This is a genomic window from Pedobacter sp. TM02 (assembly GCF_059705275.1).
Window position 1 is genome coordinate 3846264 of sequence record NZ_AP046530.1, and the last position, 18792, is coordinate 3865055.

Genomic DNA, 18792 nt, shown 5'->3' on the forward strand with positions numbered 1-18792 from the left:
TATATCTGTTTTCTTATTGTATTTTTTGTAATTGTTGAACATACATCACCACTTTCCACCTTTCGGTTGGGCTAAGTTGCGAAGCATGAGATCCCATTGCATTTAAACCATACATAATGGTGTGGTAGATTTTACCAGCAGGCATATCCTTCATCAAGCCGCCACGAGACGATACCGCATCTTTGCCGTGGTAAGCCGGAACACCAGAGATACCTTTGTCCAGTTTTACGATATGGCCCTGACCATCTCCTTTTTCGCCATGGCATGGCGCGCAGAACACAGTAAAGAAATGCTTGCCTTCCAACAGGTTTTTCTCGGTTACAGGCAATGGGTTTACCAAGGCTGCCGAAGCTTCATATCCTTCTTTGGTATTCGGATATTCATACTTTACAAAACCGATAGGATCTGTATTTGGCGGAGGCGTTTGTGCCGTAGCGCCGTTGGCAAAATTCTTGTTGGGCTGATCCTGGTTGTAGGCAATCGGATCGTACATATTTCTTGCATACTCCAAACCTGTACTTCTCTTGTCTCTACAGGCCGAAAGCATTGCCACAGAAGCAAGCACTATAAACGTGGCGTAAACTATATTCTTCTTATTCATAGCTAACATACTTCCTTTCATTATACTTTACTTCCAATGCGCCCGCACCTTTCAATAGTTCGTCTATTTTTTCGTGCTCGGCGTTTGCCTTGGCATCAATGGCAATGATAAAACGATCGTTTGTTGCGCGCAGATCCATTACTCGAGGCGCTCTTCCCGGAAAAAGGTGGGTGGAGGCATAGTATGATCCTACCAGGCCAAAGGCACAGAAAAGGATGGTCAGCTCGAAAGTAATCGGAATAAAATCCGGCAACGCAAAGTGGGTCTTGCCACCAATATTGATTGGCCAGTCTACCACGGTAGCCAAATAAACGCCGGTTAACATGGTCAACGTTCCGGTAATCCCGAAAAAGAACGCTGCGATATCTAACCTAGATCTTTTAACTCCCAACTTGGCTTCGATGCCGTGGATAGGCATTGGCGTATACACATCATGTATCTTGATGTTGTTTTCCTGCAACTTCTCGATGCCGTGCATCATTTCATCAGGGTCGCCGAAACTGCCTAAAATATATTTGATATTACTCATTGTTATATTTTTGCGTATTCTTCTTGTTTAACACTATCAAATTTTTCTAAAGACTCGATGTACTCTTGTACTTGCTCTTTATCTAAATGACCTTCTTTAATCAACTCTAACTTAGCCTGCTCGCTGGCGCTCTTCAACAATAGTTTCACCTCTGCGATAGCAATTGAAGGCAACACCCTCAAGAACAGCAAGAACAGGGTAAAGAACAAGCCTATCGAACCTACGAATACGCTCACGTCAACCCAGGTTGGATAGAACATGGCCCAGCTCGACGGCAAGAAATCGCGGTGCAAAGAGGTTACGATAATTACGAAACGCTCGAACCACATCCCGATGTTTACCACGATAGACAAAATCCAGGTCGCGGCAATGCTGGTACGAATCTTTTTGAACCAAAGCAACTGTGGCGAGATTACGTTACAGGTCATCATCATCCAGTATGCCCACCAGTAAGGACCGGTTGAACGGTTGATGAAGGCATATTGTTCGTACTCAGAACCTGAATACCAGGCAATGAAGAACTCGGTTAAGTAAGCCACACCCACGATAGAACCGGTCAAGATGATGATCTTGTTCATCGATTCGATGTGGAACATGGTGATATAGTTTTCAAGGCCCAATACCTTGCGTGCTACCAATAACAAGGTTAATACCATGGCGAAGCCCGAGAAAATCGCACCCGCAACGAAGTACGGAGGGAAAATCGTGGTGTGCCATCCTGGAATTACCGAGGTTGCAAAGTCCATCGATACGATGGTGTGTACCGAAAGTACCAGGGGAGTTGAGATACCCGCCAAAATCAATGACACGGCCTCAAAACGCTGCCAGGTTTTCACGCTGCCAGTCCAACCGAATGAAAGGATGGTATATACTTTTTTGCGCATGCCTACCGCACGGTCTCTGATGGTGGCGATATCTGGCAATAAACCAGTGTACCAGAATAATAAGGATACAGAGAAATAAGTAGAGATCGCAAACATATCCCATACCAACGGCGAGTTAAAGTTTACCCAAAGCGAACCGAACTGGTTTGGCAATGGCAATACCCAATAAGCCAACCAAGGCCTACCCATGTGGGATACAACGTAGGTAGCGGCACAGATTACGGCGAAAATCGTCATCGCCTCTGCCGAGCGGTTGATGGAGTTACGCCAGTTCTGACGGAAGAGTAGCAATACCGCAGAAATCAGCGTTCCTGCGTGACCGATACCTACCCACCATACGAAGCCGGTGATGTCCCATGCCCAACCTACGGTTTTGTTCAATCCCCATGATCCGATACCGAACCAGAAGGTATAGCTTACCGCAACTACCCAAAGCGTGGCGCCGCAAAGTGAAAGAATAAACCCTATCCACCAAGCTTTGTTGGGCTTGTTTTCTACCGGAAGTAGAATGTCATCCGTAATTTGGGCATACGTGATGTCTTTTCCGGTAATTAATGGCTCTCTTAAAATTGATTCGTTATGTCCTGACATAATTTATATTGCTCTAAGTACAGCTTACGCGTGTGCTTTTTTAGTTTCTGAATCTATATTTCTAACTTTTGTCATGTAACCAACACCTGGTTGTACATTGATCTCCTCTAATACATAGTAGATACGTTCGCTGCGCAATGCTTTCGAAACCTCTGAATTCGGATCGTTTTTGTCGCCAAAAATAATCGCTCCGGCAGAACAAGCTTGCTGACAAGCCATTTTGATATCACCATCTTTCAGTGCACGTTTCTCCATTTTGGCGGTTAATTTACCAGCTTGGATACGTTGGATACACATTGAACATTTCTCCATTACACCTCTCGAACGGGTCGTTACGTCAGGGTTCAATACCAATTGCGTAAACTCGTTGTTCAGGTAGTTGTCGAAACGCGAATCGTTCCAGTAGTTGAACCAGTTGAAGCGACGTACTTTGTACGGACAGTTGTTGGCGCAATAACGGGTACCTACGCAACGGTTGTAAGCCATGTGGTTCAAACCGTCTGATGAGTGTACCGTGGCCAATACCGGACATACCGTTTCGCATGGCGCGTGGTCACAGTGCTGACAAAGCATCGGCTGGTGTACTACCGAAACATTATCTAAATTGCTCATGTGGGCAATTTCTTTCTCTTCGGTTACATCTTCGCCGGTTTTCTCGTCGTTAAAGCTGTAGTAACGGTCAATACGCAACCAGTGCATTTCTCTGCGTCTGCGTACTTCGTCTTTACCTACAACCGGAATATTGTTTTCTACGTTACAAGCCACGATACAAGAACCGCAACCGGTACAAGCATTCAAATCGATTGCCATTACCCAGTCGTTGCCTAGCTTCTCATATTTATCTGTAGTCCATAAATCGTATACTTTGTGTTTATGGTGGTTGCCTGAACCCGATGCCGGATCTTTCAGGTAATCTTTCAAGGTAGTTTCGCGAATGATGTTCCTGCCTTCGAAAGAATAGTGGGTTTGGGTTTGTGCCAATTCTTCCCTGCCGCCTGCAGCCGATAATTTAGCTGTAGTTGCATATTTTAAAGTACCATTGGCGAAGCTTACAAAAGGGAAAGCGTTTTTACCCACGTTGTCGCCGGCTTTACCAACCTTGGTACGTCCGTAGCCTAAGGCAATTGAAGCCGTACCCATGGCCTGGCCTGGTTGGATCAACAATGGAAGGATTACTTCGTAACCGTTCGCGCCTTTTACGCTTACCAAATCAAACTCTTTATAGCCTAATTTTTCTGCTTGTTTAGGTGCAACCGCAATAAAGTTGTCCCAAGTTACTTTAGAAACCGGATCAGGCAACTCTTGCAAGAAAGCATTGTTGGCACTCTTACCATCGCGCATTGGGATGTTTTCGTAAATGTGCAACTGGATATCGTTGTTGTCTAAAGCTTTGCTGCTGGCCATAATCGAGGCTACAACTGCATCTAAAGCTAAGCTGAAACCATAAGCGCCTGCAGTTTTAGGGGCGGTAGTAACCACACCTGTTTGCAACAATTCGTTCCAAGTTTTACCTGCAGCAGGCAAAATGCTTTTCTCCCAGTTGTTGCGTACATATTGATAGTAATCCTGAACAGCTGCATCAGACCAGATCAATAAGCTTTGCTCTGCCTGACGTGAGTTGAATACCGGATTGATCGTTGGCTGTACAATGGAATAGTAACCTTCGTAGCTGTTGGCATCGCCCCAAGCCTCTAAGTAGTTTGGTGTAATGGCCACCACTTCACAAAGGTCAGAAGTTTCGTCTACCCTATCGGCAAATGATACTTTGAAAGGAACTTTGGCCAAGGCATCGGTAAATGCTTTTGGATTTACGGCATCGTAGGCAGGGTTCGAATTCAAGAAGAAAACAGCAGCTACTTCGCCTCTGTTCATTTCGTTGATCAATTCTGCAAATTCTGCATCGTTACCTTCATAACGTTTGCAAGGGTTATCCAAATCGATGGTCGTACCATAGCTGCCGATGGCTACGTTGATGGCATTCACCAAAATTTGGGTTGATACATCGTTAGAACCAGCAACTACAACGGCTTTGCCTTTGTTTTGCAGCAATTCTTTGGCTACCAGTTTCAGGGCTTTATCGGCAGTGGCGTTGTTTGGCAATGCGCCACCAGCTAAATTACCGCCGGTAATGGCATTGTATAAGGTAATCAAAGCCGGGCCTTCTTCCGATAATTTAATCGGCACACGGGTATCAGCGTTGGTACCAGTCAAGCTCATGCCAGTTTCGAACTGGAAGTGGCGAGACATTTTGCCTTTTTCAAGCGACTTGTAGTTTCTGTTGGCGGTGTATTGAGCAGTAAACTCTTCGCCACTGATCCAAGTTCCCAGGAAGTCGGCTGCAAAACTTACGATAAGATCAGCCTTATCGAAGTTGTATTTTGGCAATACGGCTTTACCAAAGCTGTTTTCGTTGGCTTTGATGATACCTGTATAAGATACCGCGTCGTATTGTACGTTTTTAGTAGTTGGGTATTTGGCTGTAAAATCTGCAATCACCGCCTTAGCCGATGGGCTGTTCAGGCTTGATGAAACGATGCGGATTTTTTTGCCAGAAGCCTGGGCCTTGTTCAGTTCGCCTTTTACGAAAGCGTCTAGCTCAGACCAGGTAGTTTCCTGCTTTTTAAGCAAAGGTGTTTTTAATTTAGAAACATCGTACAAGTCTAATACTGAAGCTTGCGCCTGTGCATCGGTACCGTTGTTAAATTGTCCGGCATTTGGATTAGCCTCGATTTTAATCGGACGGCCTACTACCGTTTTAACCAATACGCTGTTGCCTTTAAAGGTAGATACGTAATAGTTAGGGATACCTGGCACCACCTCTTCCGGTCTCACTAGATAAGGAATTGATTTGTGTACCGGCGTTTTCTGACAAGCCGCCAAGGTTACCGCACCCAAACCAAAGCCTAAGGCCTTTAAAAAGTCGCGGCGCGGGGTAACTGTACTTAAACCTGCTTCACTTAAAACATCTTCTATTGGAAGTGGCTCTGCAAATTCGTTTTTGTTGTTTTCAACAAAATCGGGGGTATTTTTCAACTCCTCTAAGCCTTTCCAGTATTTTTTATTGCTTTCCATTTAAGCTATATTACTGTTTATCGAACGTTCTTACTAAATTCTATTTATTAATAGTGGCACTTACCACACTCTAAACCACCTAGCATAGCAGGGGTAATTTTCTCGCCTTTTTTGATTTTCTCGTGCGCAGCAATGATGTTGGCATAGAAGGCGTCGTTTTTCTTGCCTGAGATATCAGCATCCTTGTGGCAGTTGATACACCATTTCATGGTAAGTGGCGAATACTGGTAGATTTCTTCCATGGTATTAACCGGACCGTGACAGGCAAAACATACAGGATCTGTAGGTTTAAGTCCTTTTTCTTTGCGGATGGCCGCTTCGCCAACGACTACGTGTTGCGAGTGGTTGAAGTAAGCGAAATCTGGCAAGTTGTGTACACGTACCCACTCAATTGGCTTCTCTTTGGTTTTATCATAGGTTTGCTTATCAGGATCGTAGCCCAAAGCATTGTAGATTTTTTGGATCTCTGGCGAAATCTGGCCATCTTCTGTTCTGGCTTGTACGTTCTTGTGGCAGTTCATACAAACGTTGAGCGAAGGAATGGTAGAGTTTTTAGATTTGAAGGCACCAGTGTGACAGTATTGGCAATCGATCTGGTTGATACCCGCGTGCAATTCGTGAGAGAATTTAATCGGCTGAACCGGTTGATAGCCTGTATGAACACCTGTATCCCACATACCCATCCAACCGAATGAACCCAAGGTAATCACCAAGCAAAGGATAAAGAAGAACACAAATTTCTTGTTTTTGAATAGCTTGCGTACGCCAACCGACAAAGGAACGGTTTCTTCTTCTGTGATATCGATGCCTTGTTTTTCTAAGATCAAGCGCTCCAATACTTTTACCGAGCGACCCAATACCACCAAAACAACAATAGCCAAGATGATGATACCGATTACACCGGCAATTGAAAGGCCCGAAGCACCTTCGTCTTTAGCCACAGCACCCGCAACAGCTTCTTTCTTTGGCTCGCCTACTTTGGCATAAGCAATGATGCTTTTGATCTGATCGTCGCTCAGCTCAGGGAAAGTTTTCATTTCCGAAGCAGAGAACTTAGAGGCTTCGATGGCCTGTTTGTTGCCCGAAGCAATTAGCGCAACGTTGTTTTTGATCCAAGGAATCAAGAACGATTCGTCTAGCTCGTTAACTTTAGGAGTCAAAGCAGGTCCGGTAAGATCATGGTCTAAAGCATGACAAGATTTACATTTTGCATTAAATAATGTCTTACCCTCCACCACATCTTGTGCTTGCGTTACCGCAACATTTAAAAAAGAAAGGGCAGCCACAACAAGTGCCGACTTCCAAACTTTCCTAAAAACAAATGAGATATTCCTCATAATGAGTATTTTATGCTATTTATTGAAATAAATTTTAAATCCCTTTGGATTTTGGCCACTTAGCCAATCAAAAAGATTTCGACAAAAGTAAAACTTATTAAGATACCAATGACATATTAATGACAGTGAAATACAATTTATAATCATTCTAAATTATCGTATTTTCCGCCCTAGGAATGAAAAAATCAGCAATTTTTGAAAAACTGCTGATTCTTTAAAGCTTATCTTTTTTGAAAAAATTTTGCTTTTATGATTACATTTTTAATATCCATGCAAAAATCAATGGCGCTACAATCGTTGCATCCGATTCTACAATGAATTTAGGCGTATTGATATCTAATTTTCCCCAGGTAATCTTCTCGTTCGGCACGGCGCCAGAGTAAGAGCCATAAGAGGTGGTCGAATCAGAGATCTGACAGAAATAGCTCCAGAAAGGAATGTTTTCCATCTCCATATCCTGATAAAGCATCGGCACCACGCAAATCGGAAAATCGCCGGCAATACCGCCACCAATTTGGAAAAAGCCTACGCCTTTGCCTTCGCTGTTTTTTACGTACCAATCGGCCAGCCAAGCCATATATTCGATACCGCTCTTCATGGTGGTTGGGTTAAATTCGCCTTTGATTACATAAGAAGCGAAGATATTGCCCATGGTCGAATCTTCCCATCCCGGCACCACGATTGGCAAGTTCTTTTCGGCCGCGGCCAACATCCATGAGTTTTTAGGCTCGATTTCGTAATACTGCTCCAATTCGCCGCTCAACAAAATCTTGTACATGAACTCGTGCGGAAAATAACGCTCGCCTTTATCGTTTGCGCCTTTCCAGATTTGGTAGATATGTTTTTGCAACCTGCGGAAAGCTTCTTCTTCCGGAATACAGGTATCGGTTACGCGGTTGTAGTGGTTTTCTAACAGGTCCCACTCGTCTTGCGGACTCAAATCGCGGTAGTTGGGCACGCGTTTGTAGTGCGAGTGCGCCACCAGGTTCATGATATCTTCTTCTAAATTGGCTCCGGTACAAGAAATAATGGCCACTTTGTCTTGTCTGATCATTTCGGCCAAAGAGATGCCCAACTCGGCAGTACTCATGGCACCGGCAAGGGTAATCATCATTTTTCCGCCCTCTTCTAAGTGGGTTTCGTAACCTTTGGCGGCATCCATCATCGCTGCCGAATTAAAATGGAGATAGTTGGTCTCCATGAACTTTGATATCGGTCCTCTAGTCGTACTCATTTTTTTGTTTTAATTGTTTGCCCGCAAAAGTACGGTTTTTATAAGAAAGTTCATTGGTTCATTGGTTTATTGGTTCATTGGTTCATCAGTAAAATCATTGTCCAAGCTCCCAGCTGGAATCTTATCCAAGATTAACCTCACGCGCTACAGATTGCAGACTATGGACTATTGACTGATTTCCTTACCTTTGGCCCCGATGAAAAAAACTCTGTTGCTCCTGCTGCTTGCCGCTATCGGAACTGGTGCTTCGGCACAAATGAAATTGATCAAGAGAATGTTGTCTGACGAGAAAGACACCACCCGCAAAGCCAGCTTTATGCCGGTACCGGTATTGGGATACGCCCAGGAAACGGGCTTTGAGTTCGGTTTAGGTGCTATTTATTCATTTTATGTAGACCGCAAAGACACCACGAACCGCAGCTCCAATTTTTCGGGAACAGCATCCTATTCTACCAAAAAAACCTATAACCTTACCCTCAAAGGCGATGCCTGGACCAAAGGCAACCAATATCATTTTATCGGCGATGTGCGCTTCAAGAAAATGCCTTTCAACTTTTTTGGGATCGGCAACAATACCCAAAAAAGCGACGAAGACAAATTGGTGCAGCAACAGATCAGGATTAACCTGGATGCCGAAAAAACCTTTTTCAAAAATGCCTATACCGGTGTTTCGCTGGGTTTCGAAAACTATACTTTTACCGATAAGGAAACGGGTGGCATTTACAGCACCGCACCAAACCTATACGACCGGAATGGCGGATCGGTAGTGTGGATAGGCGTTTCGCAAAGCTACGACACGCGCAACTCTAACAACTACCCTACCAAGGGCTTTTTTGGGCGCATTACCTACCAATATGCCCCCGATTTGTTTGGCCATGGCGATTTTACAGGCAGCCAGATCAAGGTCAACGTACGTAACTTCTGGTCGCTGGCTCCCAAAGTGGTGTTGGGCGTACAGGGGCTTTACCATACCGTTCAGGGTTCAAAAACGCCATTCTATTTATTGCCACAACTAGGCAACGACGAAATGATGCGTGGTTACTATACTGGCCGTTACCGCGACGAAAACCTTTTGGCTGCACAGGCCGAACTGCGCTACCGTTTCATGAACCGTTTTGGCATTGTGGCCTTTGTTGGCGGTGGCAAGGTGTTTGCCAACGGCAACTTCTCGTTGCAAGACCTCAAGCCTAACTATGGCGTAGGCGGTCGTTACTTTTTCGATACGGCCAAGGGACTCAGCGTACGCCTGGATTACGGCGTAGGTGAGAAAAAAGCCAACGAAAAACGCCAAAGCGGTTTCTATATCAGCTTAGCAGAAGCGTTTTAAGGAGAGTTCATTGGCTCACTAGACAATTGGTTCATTGGCTTATTAGTTCATTGGCTAATTTGCTAATTGTTGGAAAGTTTGAAGGTTGAAATGTTGCCAACCCCACTGTCTACTCCAAACTCTTAGCCCAAAACTCCGATCGTCATTGCCCCAAAGGGGCTACTTCGTAGCGAGGAAGCATGACAAAGCAATCTAAACAAGACTGGCAACCCACAACTCGTAACTCATAACTTACAACTCCAGTCACCCGACCTCAGACTCCCGACTAAAGACCCCTTCTATATCAAATTTGTTTCTTGCGAAGCATTTACTTTAAACTTTTAACCTTTAACTTTAAACTTCACTAACCAAACTACGATGCGTAACCTGTTGTTTCTTTTGTTGTTGTTGCCCTTGCAACTCTTGGCCCAAAAATTTACGCCTGCCGAAATTAGCGCCTTTCAGGCACAAGCCAACCGCGTACAAATCATCAGAGACCATTGGGGCATACCGCATGTTTACGGGAAAACCGATGCCGATGCCGTTTTTGGACTGCTTTACGCGCAATGCGAAGACGACTTTAAACGCGTTGAACTCAATTATATCGAGAAGCTAGGCAGACTGGCTGAAGTTAACGGCGAGCAGGATATTTTTAACGATTTGCAGATCCGCCTGCTGATTGACAGTACCGAAGCCATAGCCGATTACCAAAAAGCACAGCCCTGGCTCAAAAAGCTCTTAGAGGCGTATGCGGCCGGCATCAACTACTACCTTTACAAAAATCCGCAGGTGAAACCGGCCTTGCTGCACCGCTTTAAACCTTGGTATGCCCTGCTTTGGACAGACGGCAGCATTGGCGCCATCAACACCGCCGACCTCACCCTTGGCGAGCTCAGGAAATTCTACACCAACGACTTTACGCCTACCGCCTATGTCCCTGTAATTAAAGATCAGCAGAGCGGCTCTAACGGCTTTGCTTTTGCGCCTTCCATTACCGAATCGGGCCACGCCATTTTGTATATCAATCCGCATACTACCTTTTATTTCAGGCCCGAGGTGCAGGTACAAAGCGAAGAGGGGCTTAATGCCTATGGCGCAGTAACCTGGGGGCAGTTTTTTGTTTATCAAGGCTTTAACGAGCATTGTGGCTGGATGCATACTTCGAACAACGTTGACATTGCCGACATGTATGCCGAAAAGATCACCAAAACCAACAAGGGTTTATTTTACGAATACGACAATAAAAAATATCCGGTAGGCATTAAAAAGATAGATATCCGCTATAAAGATGGCGAGGCATTGAAAACCAGGAGCTTTACCACTTACTTTACCAACAACGGACCGGTAATGGCCATTAGAGCGGGCAAATGGATTAGCCTGAAATCGAAAAACAGGAATACGCAAAGCCTGATACAAAGCTGGGTACGCACCAAGTCAAAGAGTTTTGCCGATTACCAAAAAGCCATGGATTTAAAAGCCAATGCTTCTAACAATACCGTTTACGCCGATGCGGCAGGCAATATCGCCTATTGGCATGGCAATTTTATTCCGATTAGAAATCCGAGCTACAATTGGGCTGGCGTAGTTGATGGTTCTACCTCTGCCACAGCATGGAAGGGCCTGCATCCGGTAAGCGAAACCGTGCACCTGTACAATCCACCCAACGGCTGGTTGCAAAACTGCAATTCTACGCCTTTTACGGTGGCCGGCCAAAACAGTCCGATTAAGGCCAATTACCCGAGCTACATGGCTCCAGATGGCGAAAACTTTAGAGGCGTAGCGGCCGTTCGCCTGTTAAGCCAGCCCCAAAAATATACCTTGGAAAAGGTAATTGCCACAGGTTACGACACCTACATGCCTGCCTTCGATATTTTGATTCCGGCCCTGCTCAAAGCTTATGCGCAGCTGCCGCAAAGCGACCCGATGCTGGAAGAACTCAAAGCCCCTATGGCCTTACTCAAAAACTGGGATTACCGTTCGGGCGAAACTTCGGAAGCCGCTACTTTGGCGATGGAATGGGCGCCACGGCTTAACATGAACATCCAAAAAGTGTACATCAATCCCGGCGAAAGAGATCAGGTAGAAAACACCAAGGCTTTTGCCGCCAGTGCCAGACCGAACGACCTGCTAGATCCGTTAAAAGCTACCTTGGCTGACCTGAACAAGCGTTTTGGCAAATGGCAAATCGCATGGGGCGAAGTTAACCGCTTTCAACGCCTAACTGGGGCCATTAACGAAAAGTACGATGACAACGCACCGAGCCTGCCAGTGGGTTTCGGATCGGCCATGTGGGGGCAACTGCCTTCGTACCGGAGCAGTTTGTTCAAAACCAACAAGCGCTATGGCAACAGCGGCAACAGCTTTGTTTGCGTGGTAGAATTTGGAAAAAAAATCAGGGCCAAATCGGTATTGGCTGGTGGCAACAGCGGCGACCCTCATTCGAAGCATTTTAGCGACCAGGCACTGCTGTACAGCAAAGGCCAATTTAAGGACGTGCTGTTCTACAAGGAAGACGTGGTGAAAAATGCGGAGCGCACCTATAAACCAGGCGAATAGCGCAATTGGCTTTAATCTTAAAAATTAATTGCCAACATTCCCTTTAAAGAATGAATGGCCAACATTATTGGGTAAAACACCATAGACTAATCCTCTTTACGCCCAACTTTAAAACCAACGGTCATCTGCTTAGTCAGTATGTTAAAAGTAATATCGTTTGCGGTGATTACACCTTCTTTTGGCCCCATTAAAACCGCTTGGTAAGCTTTGATTTGATTGCTTTTTTTATCTATATCTATCTTCTCGGCCTCAATGGTACGTCCATCTATTTCTACTCTTGCTTTCCCAAACAGCGTAATTATGCCAGTAGCTTTAGACGTTCTGATCGAATCTGTAGCAAAATATTGAAATCTATCCATCAATTTGGAATTCTCGACAGCTACTGGCTTGATAGCTCCTGAAGCACCAGCATAATACGTTCCCTTATTCAAATCGAACACGATGGATTTGCCCATAAGCATAGTACCATCTTTTGATTTTAAACTGGCTTGTTCTGCAGTTATGATGCCATTTTCAGCATCCCAAGTAATATCCTCTGCTTCCAAAATGCTCCCAAATATTTCCATTACCCCTTTTTTGATATAGGTAATGTTTAAATGGGTGTCAACTCGTGCTAACGAAGATGAAATCAGCCTAGGCAGCCTTCGCTTTGCCGTATCCATCGTTTTTAAAGGCTGGACTAATCGGACGACAGTTTTGTGTTCTTGATTGCTTATCGAACTGTCGACGCCTTTTTCAGGCAGGTTTGGCCAAACCGCTGCGCCTACATAAGGCGTAATCTTTGGAAAAACCTTAACCACATCAACCGTAAAGCCCCAAACCAGCGTCAGTACAACGGGCAAGGCTAGCAAGTACAGCAGTTTTTTCATGTGGTTCGATTTGGCATTAAACAACATCTTAATTCTTTCTTTTACCGGGCTTTTCACAAAATGATGGATCAAGGGGTCATTGCTTTTAACCATGGCCAGCTTGAGCAACAAGTGGGCATAAGACGGGGTTCCGATACTGCTGGAAATAGTCTCATCGGCCTCATACTCGTGTACCTGCTCCAGTTCTTTATCGTAGAGGTAAACAATGGGGTTGAACCACAATACAGCCTTGGCCAGCATCAGCAATAGCTTGTCTACCGAATGCAACTGGTGTGCATGTACTTGCTCGTGTTGCAACAAAATGGCCATTTCTTCATCGCTCAGGCTATTTTTGTCGATAAAAACATAGTTGAAAAAAGAGCAATTGGTAAAGCCGGTATGCTTGGGCACCAGTTTTAGGCCATTGAGCCGTTCTGCTGCGCCGCCCACATGCCTTAAAAGATTGATGATACGCCAACATAGCAGCAGCAAGAGGCCAGCTACAACCGTACCATAAAGAAAAGGCACCAGACTTTTCCAATCCAATTGGTTTTGGGTTTCAACTGGCAGCAATGCCTGGGTGCCTGATGTCCCATCCGGGGCATCTTTCAATATAAAGCCCTGGTCTACAAGGGCAATCTGATCTACTTCCTTTTCAATCGTCAGCTGCAGTGCAGGTATTATGAAACTCAATGCCAAGGTAAACAGCAGGTAAAAGCGGTTTCCCTTAAAGAAAGTCAGTTTTTTGAGAAACAATACGTAAAGCCCAAAAAATACGGCCGAGCAAATGCAAACTTTAAGCAGGTAGATCATCGGAGCTAAATTTGGTTATTTGGTGTTTTTTAATTCGAGTACCGCGTCATACTTGCCTACTAGATTTGGATATTTTTTAGCGAACTCGTCCGAATCCTTCTCGCAGGCAGCCACGGTATTGTATTTTTGTACCATAGCCTTTGTCAGGTTGCCGGCTTGGCTTTCAGAATAGGGCATACCATCTACATAAATCATCACTTTGCCTCCTTTCGGAATATCAGCCGAGGCCCAGTTGCCTGCTGCAGTCCTGAGCAGCGCCACGTCATGTTCTTTGCCATCGTTTCCGGCTTGGGTGTAGCGTTTATAGAAAGGGCCATTTTCATCAAAATCAGCAACGTTTCCGTTGTAGGTCCTGCCTACACCAATGCTGGCTGTCCTACTGCTCAGATTGCCAATTACTGTGCCATTTCGGCTAACTGTAGTTCTGACTTGGGATCCAATTACATTATCTGTACGACCGGCAACCACTACATCATTTATCCTGCCTACACCCACCGTTCTTGTTTCGGCCTGCAAGTTTTCCACTACCACATCATCTACAACTCTTTTTACATTGGTCCGCCTTACATCGTTTACGTTACCCGCTTTTGCAACTACAACAACATCGTTTCTCGAATCTATTACCCTGTCTACGGTACCTCTAACTACTACATCTCTAACTGCTGAAACTTGTTCTACACCACGTCCTGTTGCACCGCCCACGATCACCACATCGTTTACAGCCACTACACCAGTCCCAGCTACACCTGCCTTATTTCGAGCCTTGAGGGTTACATTGTTTTTTGAAGCAACTTTCTCCGCTTTTACTTCATCAACGCTGTTTACACGGACCTCTTTTGCAGGTACGTTTTTGGTTTCGATTACTTTCTCCTGTGCGTAGACTACGTTTACGGCAAAGCCCCAAACCAGCCCACTTGCTATTGGCAAGGCCAATACATAACTTAACTTTTTCATGTTTTTTGATTTTGATTGGTATAACATTTTTATTCTTTCCTTAATCGGACTTTTTACAAAGTTGTGCACTAATGGGCCGCTGTATTCCTGAATGGCCAGCCTTAGAAGCAGGTTGGCATAAGACCGTGTTCCAAAGTTGGAAGAGGCTGAAGCGTCTGCCTCATATTCATGGATTTGCTCCAGTTCTTTATTGTAGAGATAGATGATTGGATTAAACCACAGCACCGCTTTTGCAACAAGCAACAATAATTTATCAATCGAATGGTATTGTTTGGCATGTACTTCTTCATGCTTAAGCAGCAGGTCAAATTCTGCTGCTGTTAATTGCTCGCCGCCGATAAACACATAGTTGAAGAAAGAACAATTGGTAAAGCCATCGTTTTTGCAGATCAGTTTTAAGCCCCCAACACGGTTATAAACATGGGTATGCTTAAGCAATTGCAATAATCGCCATAAGGTTAGGGCCAAAAGGGCGACGACAACAGCGGTGTACAGCATGCTAAGCCATAGCGTCCAGTTTATGTTCGAGGCCGTTGTTATCGGTGTAGTTGCAATAGGCTGTAGCGGCACACTTGGCCGCACTTCTTGTGTACTGACTTGCAAGATAATGGGTGGCAATGCTTTTTCTATCTCTACATTTAAGGCAGGGACCACAAAGCTCAGCAGCAAGCTAAACAACAGGTAAAACCTGTTTGCCCTAAAGAAAGTAAGCTTCCTGAGCGCCACTACATAAAAGGCAAAAAACAGAGCCGCGCAGGCGCTTACTTTCAAGAGATAAAGGAGCCATTCCATAATCAGGATTTTTTATTGATCAACGCTTTTAATTCTTCGACATCAGCTTCGCTCAGTTTTTCTTCCTTTACCATAAAAGAAAGCAGGCTGGCCGGCGAGTTATCGAAATAGCCCGAAAACAATTTCGAGAAAGTAGTTTTGGTATAGTCTTCCTTGCTAATGGCCGGAAAATATTCGTAGGTTTTGCCATAGGCTTTGTAGTTGACATAGCCCTTTTTCTCCAACAGCCTTACGATAGACGAAATGGTATTGTAAGGAGGCTTCGGCTCTTCGTCGAGCTCTTCGATGATGTCTTTAACAAACGCCTTTTCCAACTTCCATAGCACCTGCATGATGCGTTCTTCTGTTTTGGTTAATTCTTCCATAACCTAAACTTACAACTGATTTTTCAGTTATACAACTAAAAAATAAGTTTATAAACACAAAACACTGAAAATCAGTTAAATATTTTTAACCTAAGGAGATTAAAACTAAAAAACTAGAGGATAAAAGAAGCGGAAGGTTAGCGATAGAAGGCGAAGAGTTAACGCCAAAAGCCCAAACCTTTGGCAATTTGGCATCGGACGCAAACTACAGCCAATGGGCTAATAAACATCAACTATAGGCTAATACTTCAACTTAAAATGCTCTTTGGCCTGTCCTTTCCTGAAATAAACCAGTCCGATCCAGAACAGATCGACGGTTACGGTTACATCGGGATGGTTTTGAATGGTGGCCCAGGCATTTTTCATGCCTTGGCTCCAATAAATATCGTCGAAAATCAACAGCGAATTTTCGTGCAGCTTAGGCAGGCACCAGTTGAAATAGTTCAGCGTAGCTTCTTCGGTATGATTACCGTCTATATATACAAAATCCAGACGGTCGGCCTTGGCAATGGCTTCGGGTAGCAAATCGTTAAAATTGCCAACCTGCAGCTCTACATTATCGAGACCGAGTTCATTGAAATTCTGCTCGGCAATCAATGCCGTTTGGGGGCAACCTTCTATGGTTAATACTTGGGCGTTGGGTTTTGCTTTTGACAGATAGGCTGTGGTAACGCCTAAACAAGTTCCCAATTCGATCAGGCTTTGGGCCTGCTGATTGGCTGCCAAGCGGTAAATAAGCTGGGCCAAGCTCGGGCTTTTCAGCGCATTTTTGGCAATTTGGCTTATCTTTTTGGTGCGGTTCTTATTCAGGTACGAGCCTGCCCCCAGATCGGTTACGGTAATCGATCTATCGTCATGCAAAAGTTTTTTTCGCAGCGCTTCTATGCGCTTGTACGCTTCTTTTGCAGAAAAATCGTAAATTACCTCATCAGCGAGCTTATATACAAAAGGCGAATGGGTACCATGCCTGCTTTTGGCAGTTAATCGATGCTTGAGGTAATCGGCAGCAAATTTTAAAACCATAGCGGCAAAAGTAAGCAAACAGAACTTGTAATTGTACTTTAATGGAAAATCTTGCAGAAATCAGCGCATTGGTCAAATTATTAGACGATCCGGATGAGGAGGTGTACCAGCATGTGCAGCAGCGGCTGCTCGAATACGGCAACGAGGTTATCACCTATTTGGAAAGTGCCTGGGAGCAATCGCTCAACACCGTACTGCAGGAACGTATAGAAAACCTTGTGCATGCCATACAGTTCAACAGCGTTAAAGAAGACCTGAACCTTTGGTACCAAAGCGGGGCTTTCGACCTGTTGCAGGGAGCCATTGTCATTAACCGCTACCAATATCCTGACCTTGACGAACAAGGCATCATCAATCAAATCGAAGAAATTAAACGCGATATTTGGGTGGGTTTACAATACGAGATGAGCTCGATTGAAAAGATCAAGTTGATCAACCATGTTTTCTACAACCAATATGGCTTTAGCGGCAATACCAAAAACCACCACGATCCGCAAAACTCTTACCTCAGCCAGGTTTTGGAAAGCAAAAAAGGCAATCAGATTTCGTTGGCCATTATTTATGCCACGCTGGCCCAAAAGCTCGATATTCCGGTTTATGGAGTTAATCTGCCGCAGCATTTCATATTGGGCTATATCGACGAAAGCAATGCCGACAAGGAATATGGCGTTCTTTTTTACATCAATGCTTTTAACAAGGGCGCCATTTTTGGCAAGCACGATGTAGACCAGTTTTTACGTCAGCTTAATTTAGAGCCTCAGCCTGGCTTTTATTCGCCCTGCAGCAATACAGAAATCATCAGGCGCATTATCCGCAACCTCATTTCGGCCTACGAAAACCTGGGCGCTACCGAAAAGGTGGAAGAATTGAAAGAGCTGCAGGAAATCCTGTCTGAATAACCAGCAGCCGGATTACTGCCACATTCCGGTTAAAGCCACTTGTTTTGTTGCATCCAGCTTTTCAGGCTTTCGAACCAGTCTTCCTTGGTGGTTCTGTTGTACAGGCCAAAACCGTGTCCGCCTTCTTGGTAAATGTGCATTTCGGCAGGCACTTTGTTTCTGGCCAGGGCTTCATCGTAAAGCAGGCTGTTTTTTACGGGCACCGTACCGTCATTGTTGGCATGCACCAAAAAAGTAGGTGGCGTAGCGCCGTTTACCTGCAGTTCTGACGAAAAGTAACGGCGTTGCTGTGGCGTAGGTTGATCGCCCAAAAGATTTTTAACCGAACCTGTATGGGCATATGGTCCGAAACTGATCACCGGATAGATAAGCACCGAAAAATCGGGTCTTAAGCTGATGTTTTCCTGGTTGTCTATTTTCATATCGTTGTAATGCACACTCAAGCTAGAGGCCAGGTGGCCACCGGCCGAAAAGCCCATTACGCCGATCTTGTTGGGCGAAATGCCCCACACCCCCGCATTTTTCCTGACCAGGTAAATGGCCTGCAAGGCATCTTGCAAAGGTGCCAACGATTTATCGACCATAATGGCATCGTTGGGTAGACGATATTTAAGCACAAATGCAGTAACCCCCAGTTCGGCAAACTTTTTGGCTACCAAAGTACCTTCTTTTTCAAAAGCCAAAATGCTGTAGCCTCCACCCGGACAGATGATTACGGCCGTTCCGTTGGCCTTTGCCGGCGCAAAAACGGTAAGCGTAGGGGTGGTTACCCTGCTGATGCGCAACACGCCATCGGCACCTGTTTCGGTGGTTTCCTTAAAATCGGCAGGTGCTGTTTTCGAGCCTGGAATGGCGGCGTTGTAAAGCGGAATAACCTGCTGGGCCTTGGTTTGTGTAAAAGCTGTCAAGATAAAGTAGGCTAGTATGAATATCTTTTTCATCCAATTCAATTATAGACCCTAAACTTACATCTTTAAACTAAATGAAC

General features: G+C 44.9%; 14 protein-coding genes. 3 read left to right on the forward strand and 11 right to left on the reverse strand.

Annotated elements, in window-relative coordinates:
• Nucleotides 1-13: 13 nt before the first annotated feature.
• The 6 genes from AC6H1S_RS16570 to AC6H1S_RS16595 form a co-directional block, all read right to left on the reverse strand.
• The gene (locus AC6H1S_RS16570; RefSeq protein ID WP_233165635.1) at nt 14-610 is read right to left on the reverse strand and encodes a c-type cytochrome; all 597 of its coding nucleotides are present in this window, start codon (nt 608-610) and stop codon (nt 14-16) included.
• A complete protein-coding gene (locus AC6H1S_RS16575) occupies nt 594-1130 on the reverse strand; it encodes a DUF3341 domain-containing protein (RefSeq protein WP_199136994.1) in 537 nt (178 codons plus the stop codon). Before AC6H1S_RS16575 ends, AC6H1S_RS16570 begins: the two co-directional genes overlap by 17 nt.
• 2 nt (nt 1131-1132) lie before the next feature.
• Entirely contained in the window at nt 1133-2605 is a 1473-nt protein-coding gene (gene nrfD, locus AC6H1S_RS16580; RefSeq protein WP_199136992.1) for an NrfD/PsrC family molybdoenzyme membrane anchor subunit, read from the reverse strand.
• 24 nt (nt 2606-2629) lie between these two features.
• Nucleotides 2630-5677, reverse strand: a complete 3048-nt coding sequence (locus AC6H1S_RS16585; RefSeq protein WP_199136990.1) for a TAT-variant-translocated molybdopterin oxidoreductase — start codon at nt 5675-5677, stop codon at nt 2630-2632.
• 47 nt (nt 5678-5724) lie between these two features.
• Nucleotides 5725-7014, reverse strand: a complete 1290-nt coding sequence (locus tag AC6H1S_RS16590; RefSeq protein ID WP_497564325.1) for a c-type cytochrome — start codon at nt 7012-7014, stop codon at nt 5725-5727.
• A gap of 253 nt (nt 7015-7267) precedes the next feature.
• The gene (locus tag AC6H1S_RS16595) at nt 7268-8248 is read right to left on the reverse strand and encodes a deoxyhypusine synthase family protein (RefSeq protein ID WP_497564326.1); all 981 of its coding nucleotides are present in this window, start codon (nt 8246-8248) and stop codon (nt 7268-7270) included.
• A gap of 196 nt (nt 8249-8444) precedes the next feature.
• Between AC6H1S_RS16595 and AC6H1S_RS16600 the strand changes: the two genes are divergently transcribed.
• Together AC6H1S_RS16600 and AC6H1S_RS16605 are read left to right on the forward strand one after the other, a co-directional pair.
• Entirely contained in the window at nt 8445-9575 is a 1131-nt protein-coding gene (locus tag AC6H1S_RS16600; protein WP_497564327.1) for a BamA/TamA family outer membrane protein, read from the forward strand.
• 357 nt (nt 9576-9932) lie between these two features.
• Nucleotides 9933-12110, forward strand: a complete 2178-nt coding sequence (locus AC6H1S_RS16605) for a penicillin acylase family protein (protein WP_497564328.1) — start codon at nt 9933-9935, stop codon at nt 12108-12110.
• Between the two features lie 86 nt (nt 12111-12196).
• Here AC6H1S_RS16605 and AC6H1S_RS16610 read toward each other — a convergent pair whose 3' ends face one another.
• From AC6H1S_RS16610 to AC6H1S_RS16625, 4 genes are all read right to left on the reverse strand, one after another.
• Nucleotides 12197-13771, reverse strand: coding sequence for a M56 family metallopeptidase (locus tag AC6H1S_RS16610; RefSeq protein WP_497564329.1), 1575 nt, complete (start codon nt 13769-13771; stop codon nt 12197-12199).
• Nucleotides 13772-13786: 15 nt separating this feature from the next.
• Nucleotides 13787-15517 carry a M56 family metallopeptidase gene (locus AC6H1S_RS16615; protein ID WP_497564330.1) on the reverse strand — a complete coding sequence of 577 codons (1731 nt, stop codon included), beginning with the start codon at nt 15515-15517 and terminating at the stop codon, nt 13787-13789.
• 2 nt (nt 15518-15519) lie between these two features.
• Nucleotides 15520-15882 carry a BlaI/MecI/CopY family transcriptional regulator gene (locus AC6H1S_RS16620; RefSeq protein ID WP_497564331.1) on the reverse strand — a complete coding sequence of 121 codons (363 nt, stop codon included), beginning with the start codon at nt 15880-15882 and terminating at the stop codon, nt 15520-15522.
• Nucleotides 15883-16122: 240 nt separating this feature from the next.
• Complete coding sequence (locus AC6H1S_RS16625; protein WP_199135982.1) at nt 16123-16905, reverse strand: O-methyltransferase; 783 nt, start codon at nt 16903-16905, stop codon at nt 16123-16125.
• 41 nt (nt 16906-16946) lie between these two features.
• Here AC6H1S_RS16625 and AC6H1S_RS16630 point away from each other — a divergent pair, with 41 nt between their 5' ends.
• Complete coding sequence (locus AC6H1S_RS16630) at nt 16947-17804, forward strand: transglutaminase-like domain-containing protein (RefSeq protein ID WP_199135984.1); 858 nt, start codon at nt 16947-16949, stop codon at nt 17802-17804.
• A gap of 29 nt (nt 17805-17833) precedes the next feature.
• On the opposite strand, the gene AC6H1S_RS16635 is transcribed toward AC6H1S_RS16630, so the two are convergent.
• Complete coding sequence (locus AC6H1S_RS16635; RefSeq protein ID WP_497564332.1) at nt 17834-18745, reverse strand: alpha/beta hydrolase; 912 nt, start codon at nt 18743-18745, stop codon at nt 17834-17836.
• Between the last annotated feature and the right edge of the window lie 47 nt (nt 18746-18792).

Excerpts from the sequence above, each read along its gene's own strand:
- AC6H1S_RS16575 (WP_199136994.1), bottom strand. The coding sequence starts at position 1,130 with ATGAGTAATATCAAATATATTTTAGGCAGTTTCGGCGACCCTGATGAA.
- AC6H1S_RS16625 (WP_199135982.1), bottom strand. The coding sequence starts at position 16,905 with ATGGTTTTAAAATTTGCTGCCGATTACCTCAAGCATCGATTAACTGCC.
- AC6H1S_RS16605 (WP_497564328.1), top strand. The coding sequence starts at position 9,933 with ATGCGTAACCTGTTGTTTCTTTTGTTGTTGTTGCCCTTGCAACTCTTG.
- AC6H1S_RS16630 (WP_199135984.1), top strand. The coding sequence starts at position 16,947 with ATGGAAAATCTTGCAGAAATCAGCGCATTGGTCAAATTATTAGACGAT.
- AC6H1S_RS16615 (WP_497564330.1), bottom strand. The coding sequence starts at position 15,517 with ATGGAATGGCTCCTTTATCTCTTGAAAGTAAGCGCCTGCGCGGCTCTG.
- nrfD (WP_199136992.1), bottom strand. The coding sequence starts at position 2,605 with ATGTCAGGACATAACGAATCAATTTTAAGAGAGCCATTAATTACCGGA.
- AC6H1S_RS16600 (WP_497564327.1), top strand. The coding sequence starts at position 8,445 with ATGAAAAAAACTCTGTTGCTCCTGCTGCTTGCCGCTATCGGAACTGGT.
- AC6H1S_RS16635 (WP_497564332.1), bottom strand. The coding sequence starts at position 18,745 with ATGAAAAAGATATTCATACTAGCCTACTTTATCTTGACAGCTTTTACA.
- AC6H1S_RS16590 (WP_497564325.1), bottom strand. The coding sequence starts at position 7,014 with ATGAGGAATATCTCATTTGTTTTTAGGAAAGTTTGGAAGTCGGCACTT.
- AC6H1S_RS16610 (WP_497564329.1), bottom strand. The coding sequence starts at position 13,771 with ATGATCTACCTGCTTAAAGTTTGCATTTGCTCGGCCGTATTTTTTGGG.
- AC6H1S_RS16620 (WP_497564331.1), bottom strand. The coding sequence starts at position 15,882 with ATGGAAGAATTAACCAAAACAGAAGAACGCATCATGCAGGTGCTATGG.
- AC6H1S_RS16585 (WP_199136990.1), bottom strand. The coding sequence starts at position 5,677 with ATGGAAAGCAATAAAAAATACTGGAAAGGCTTAGAGGAGTTGAAAAAT.
- AC6H1S_RS16570 (WP_233165635.1), bottom strand. The coding sequence starts at position 610 with ATGTTAGCTATGAATAAGAAGAATATAGTTTACGCCACGTTTATAGTG.
- AC6H1S_RS16595 (WP_497564326.1), bottom strand. The coding sequence starts at position 8,248 with ATGAGTACGACTAGAGGACCGATATCAAAGTTCATGGAGACCAACTAT.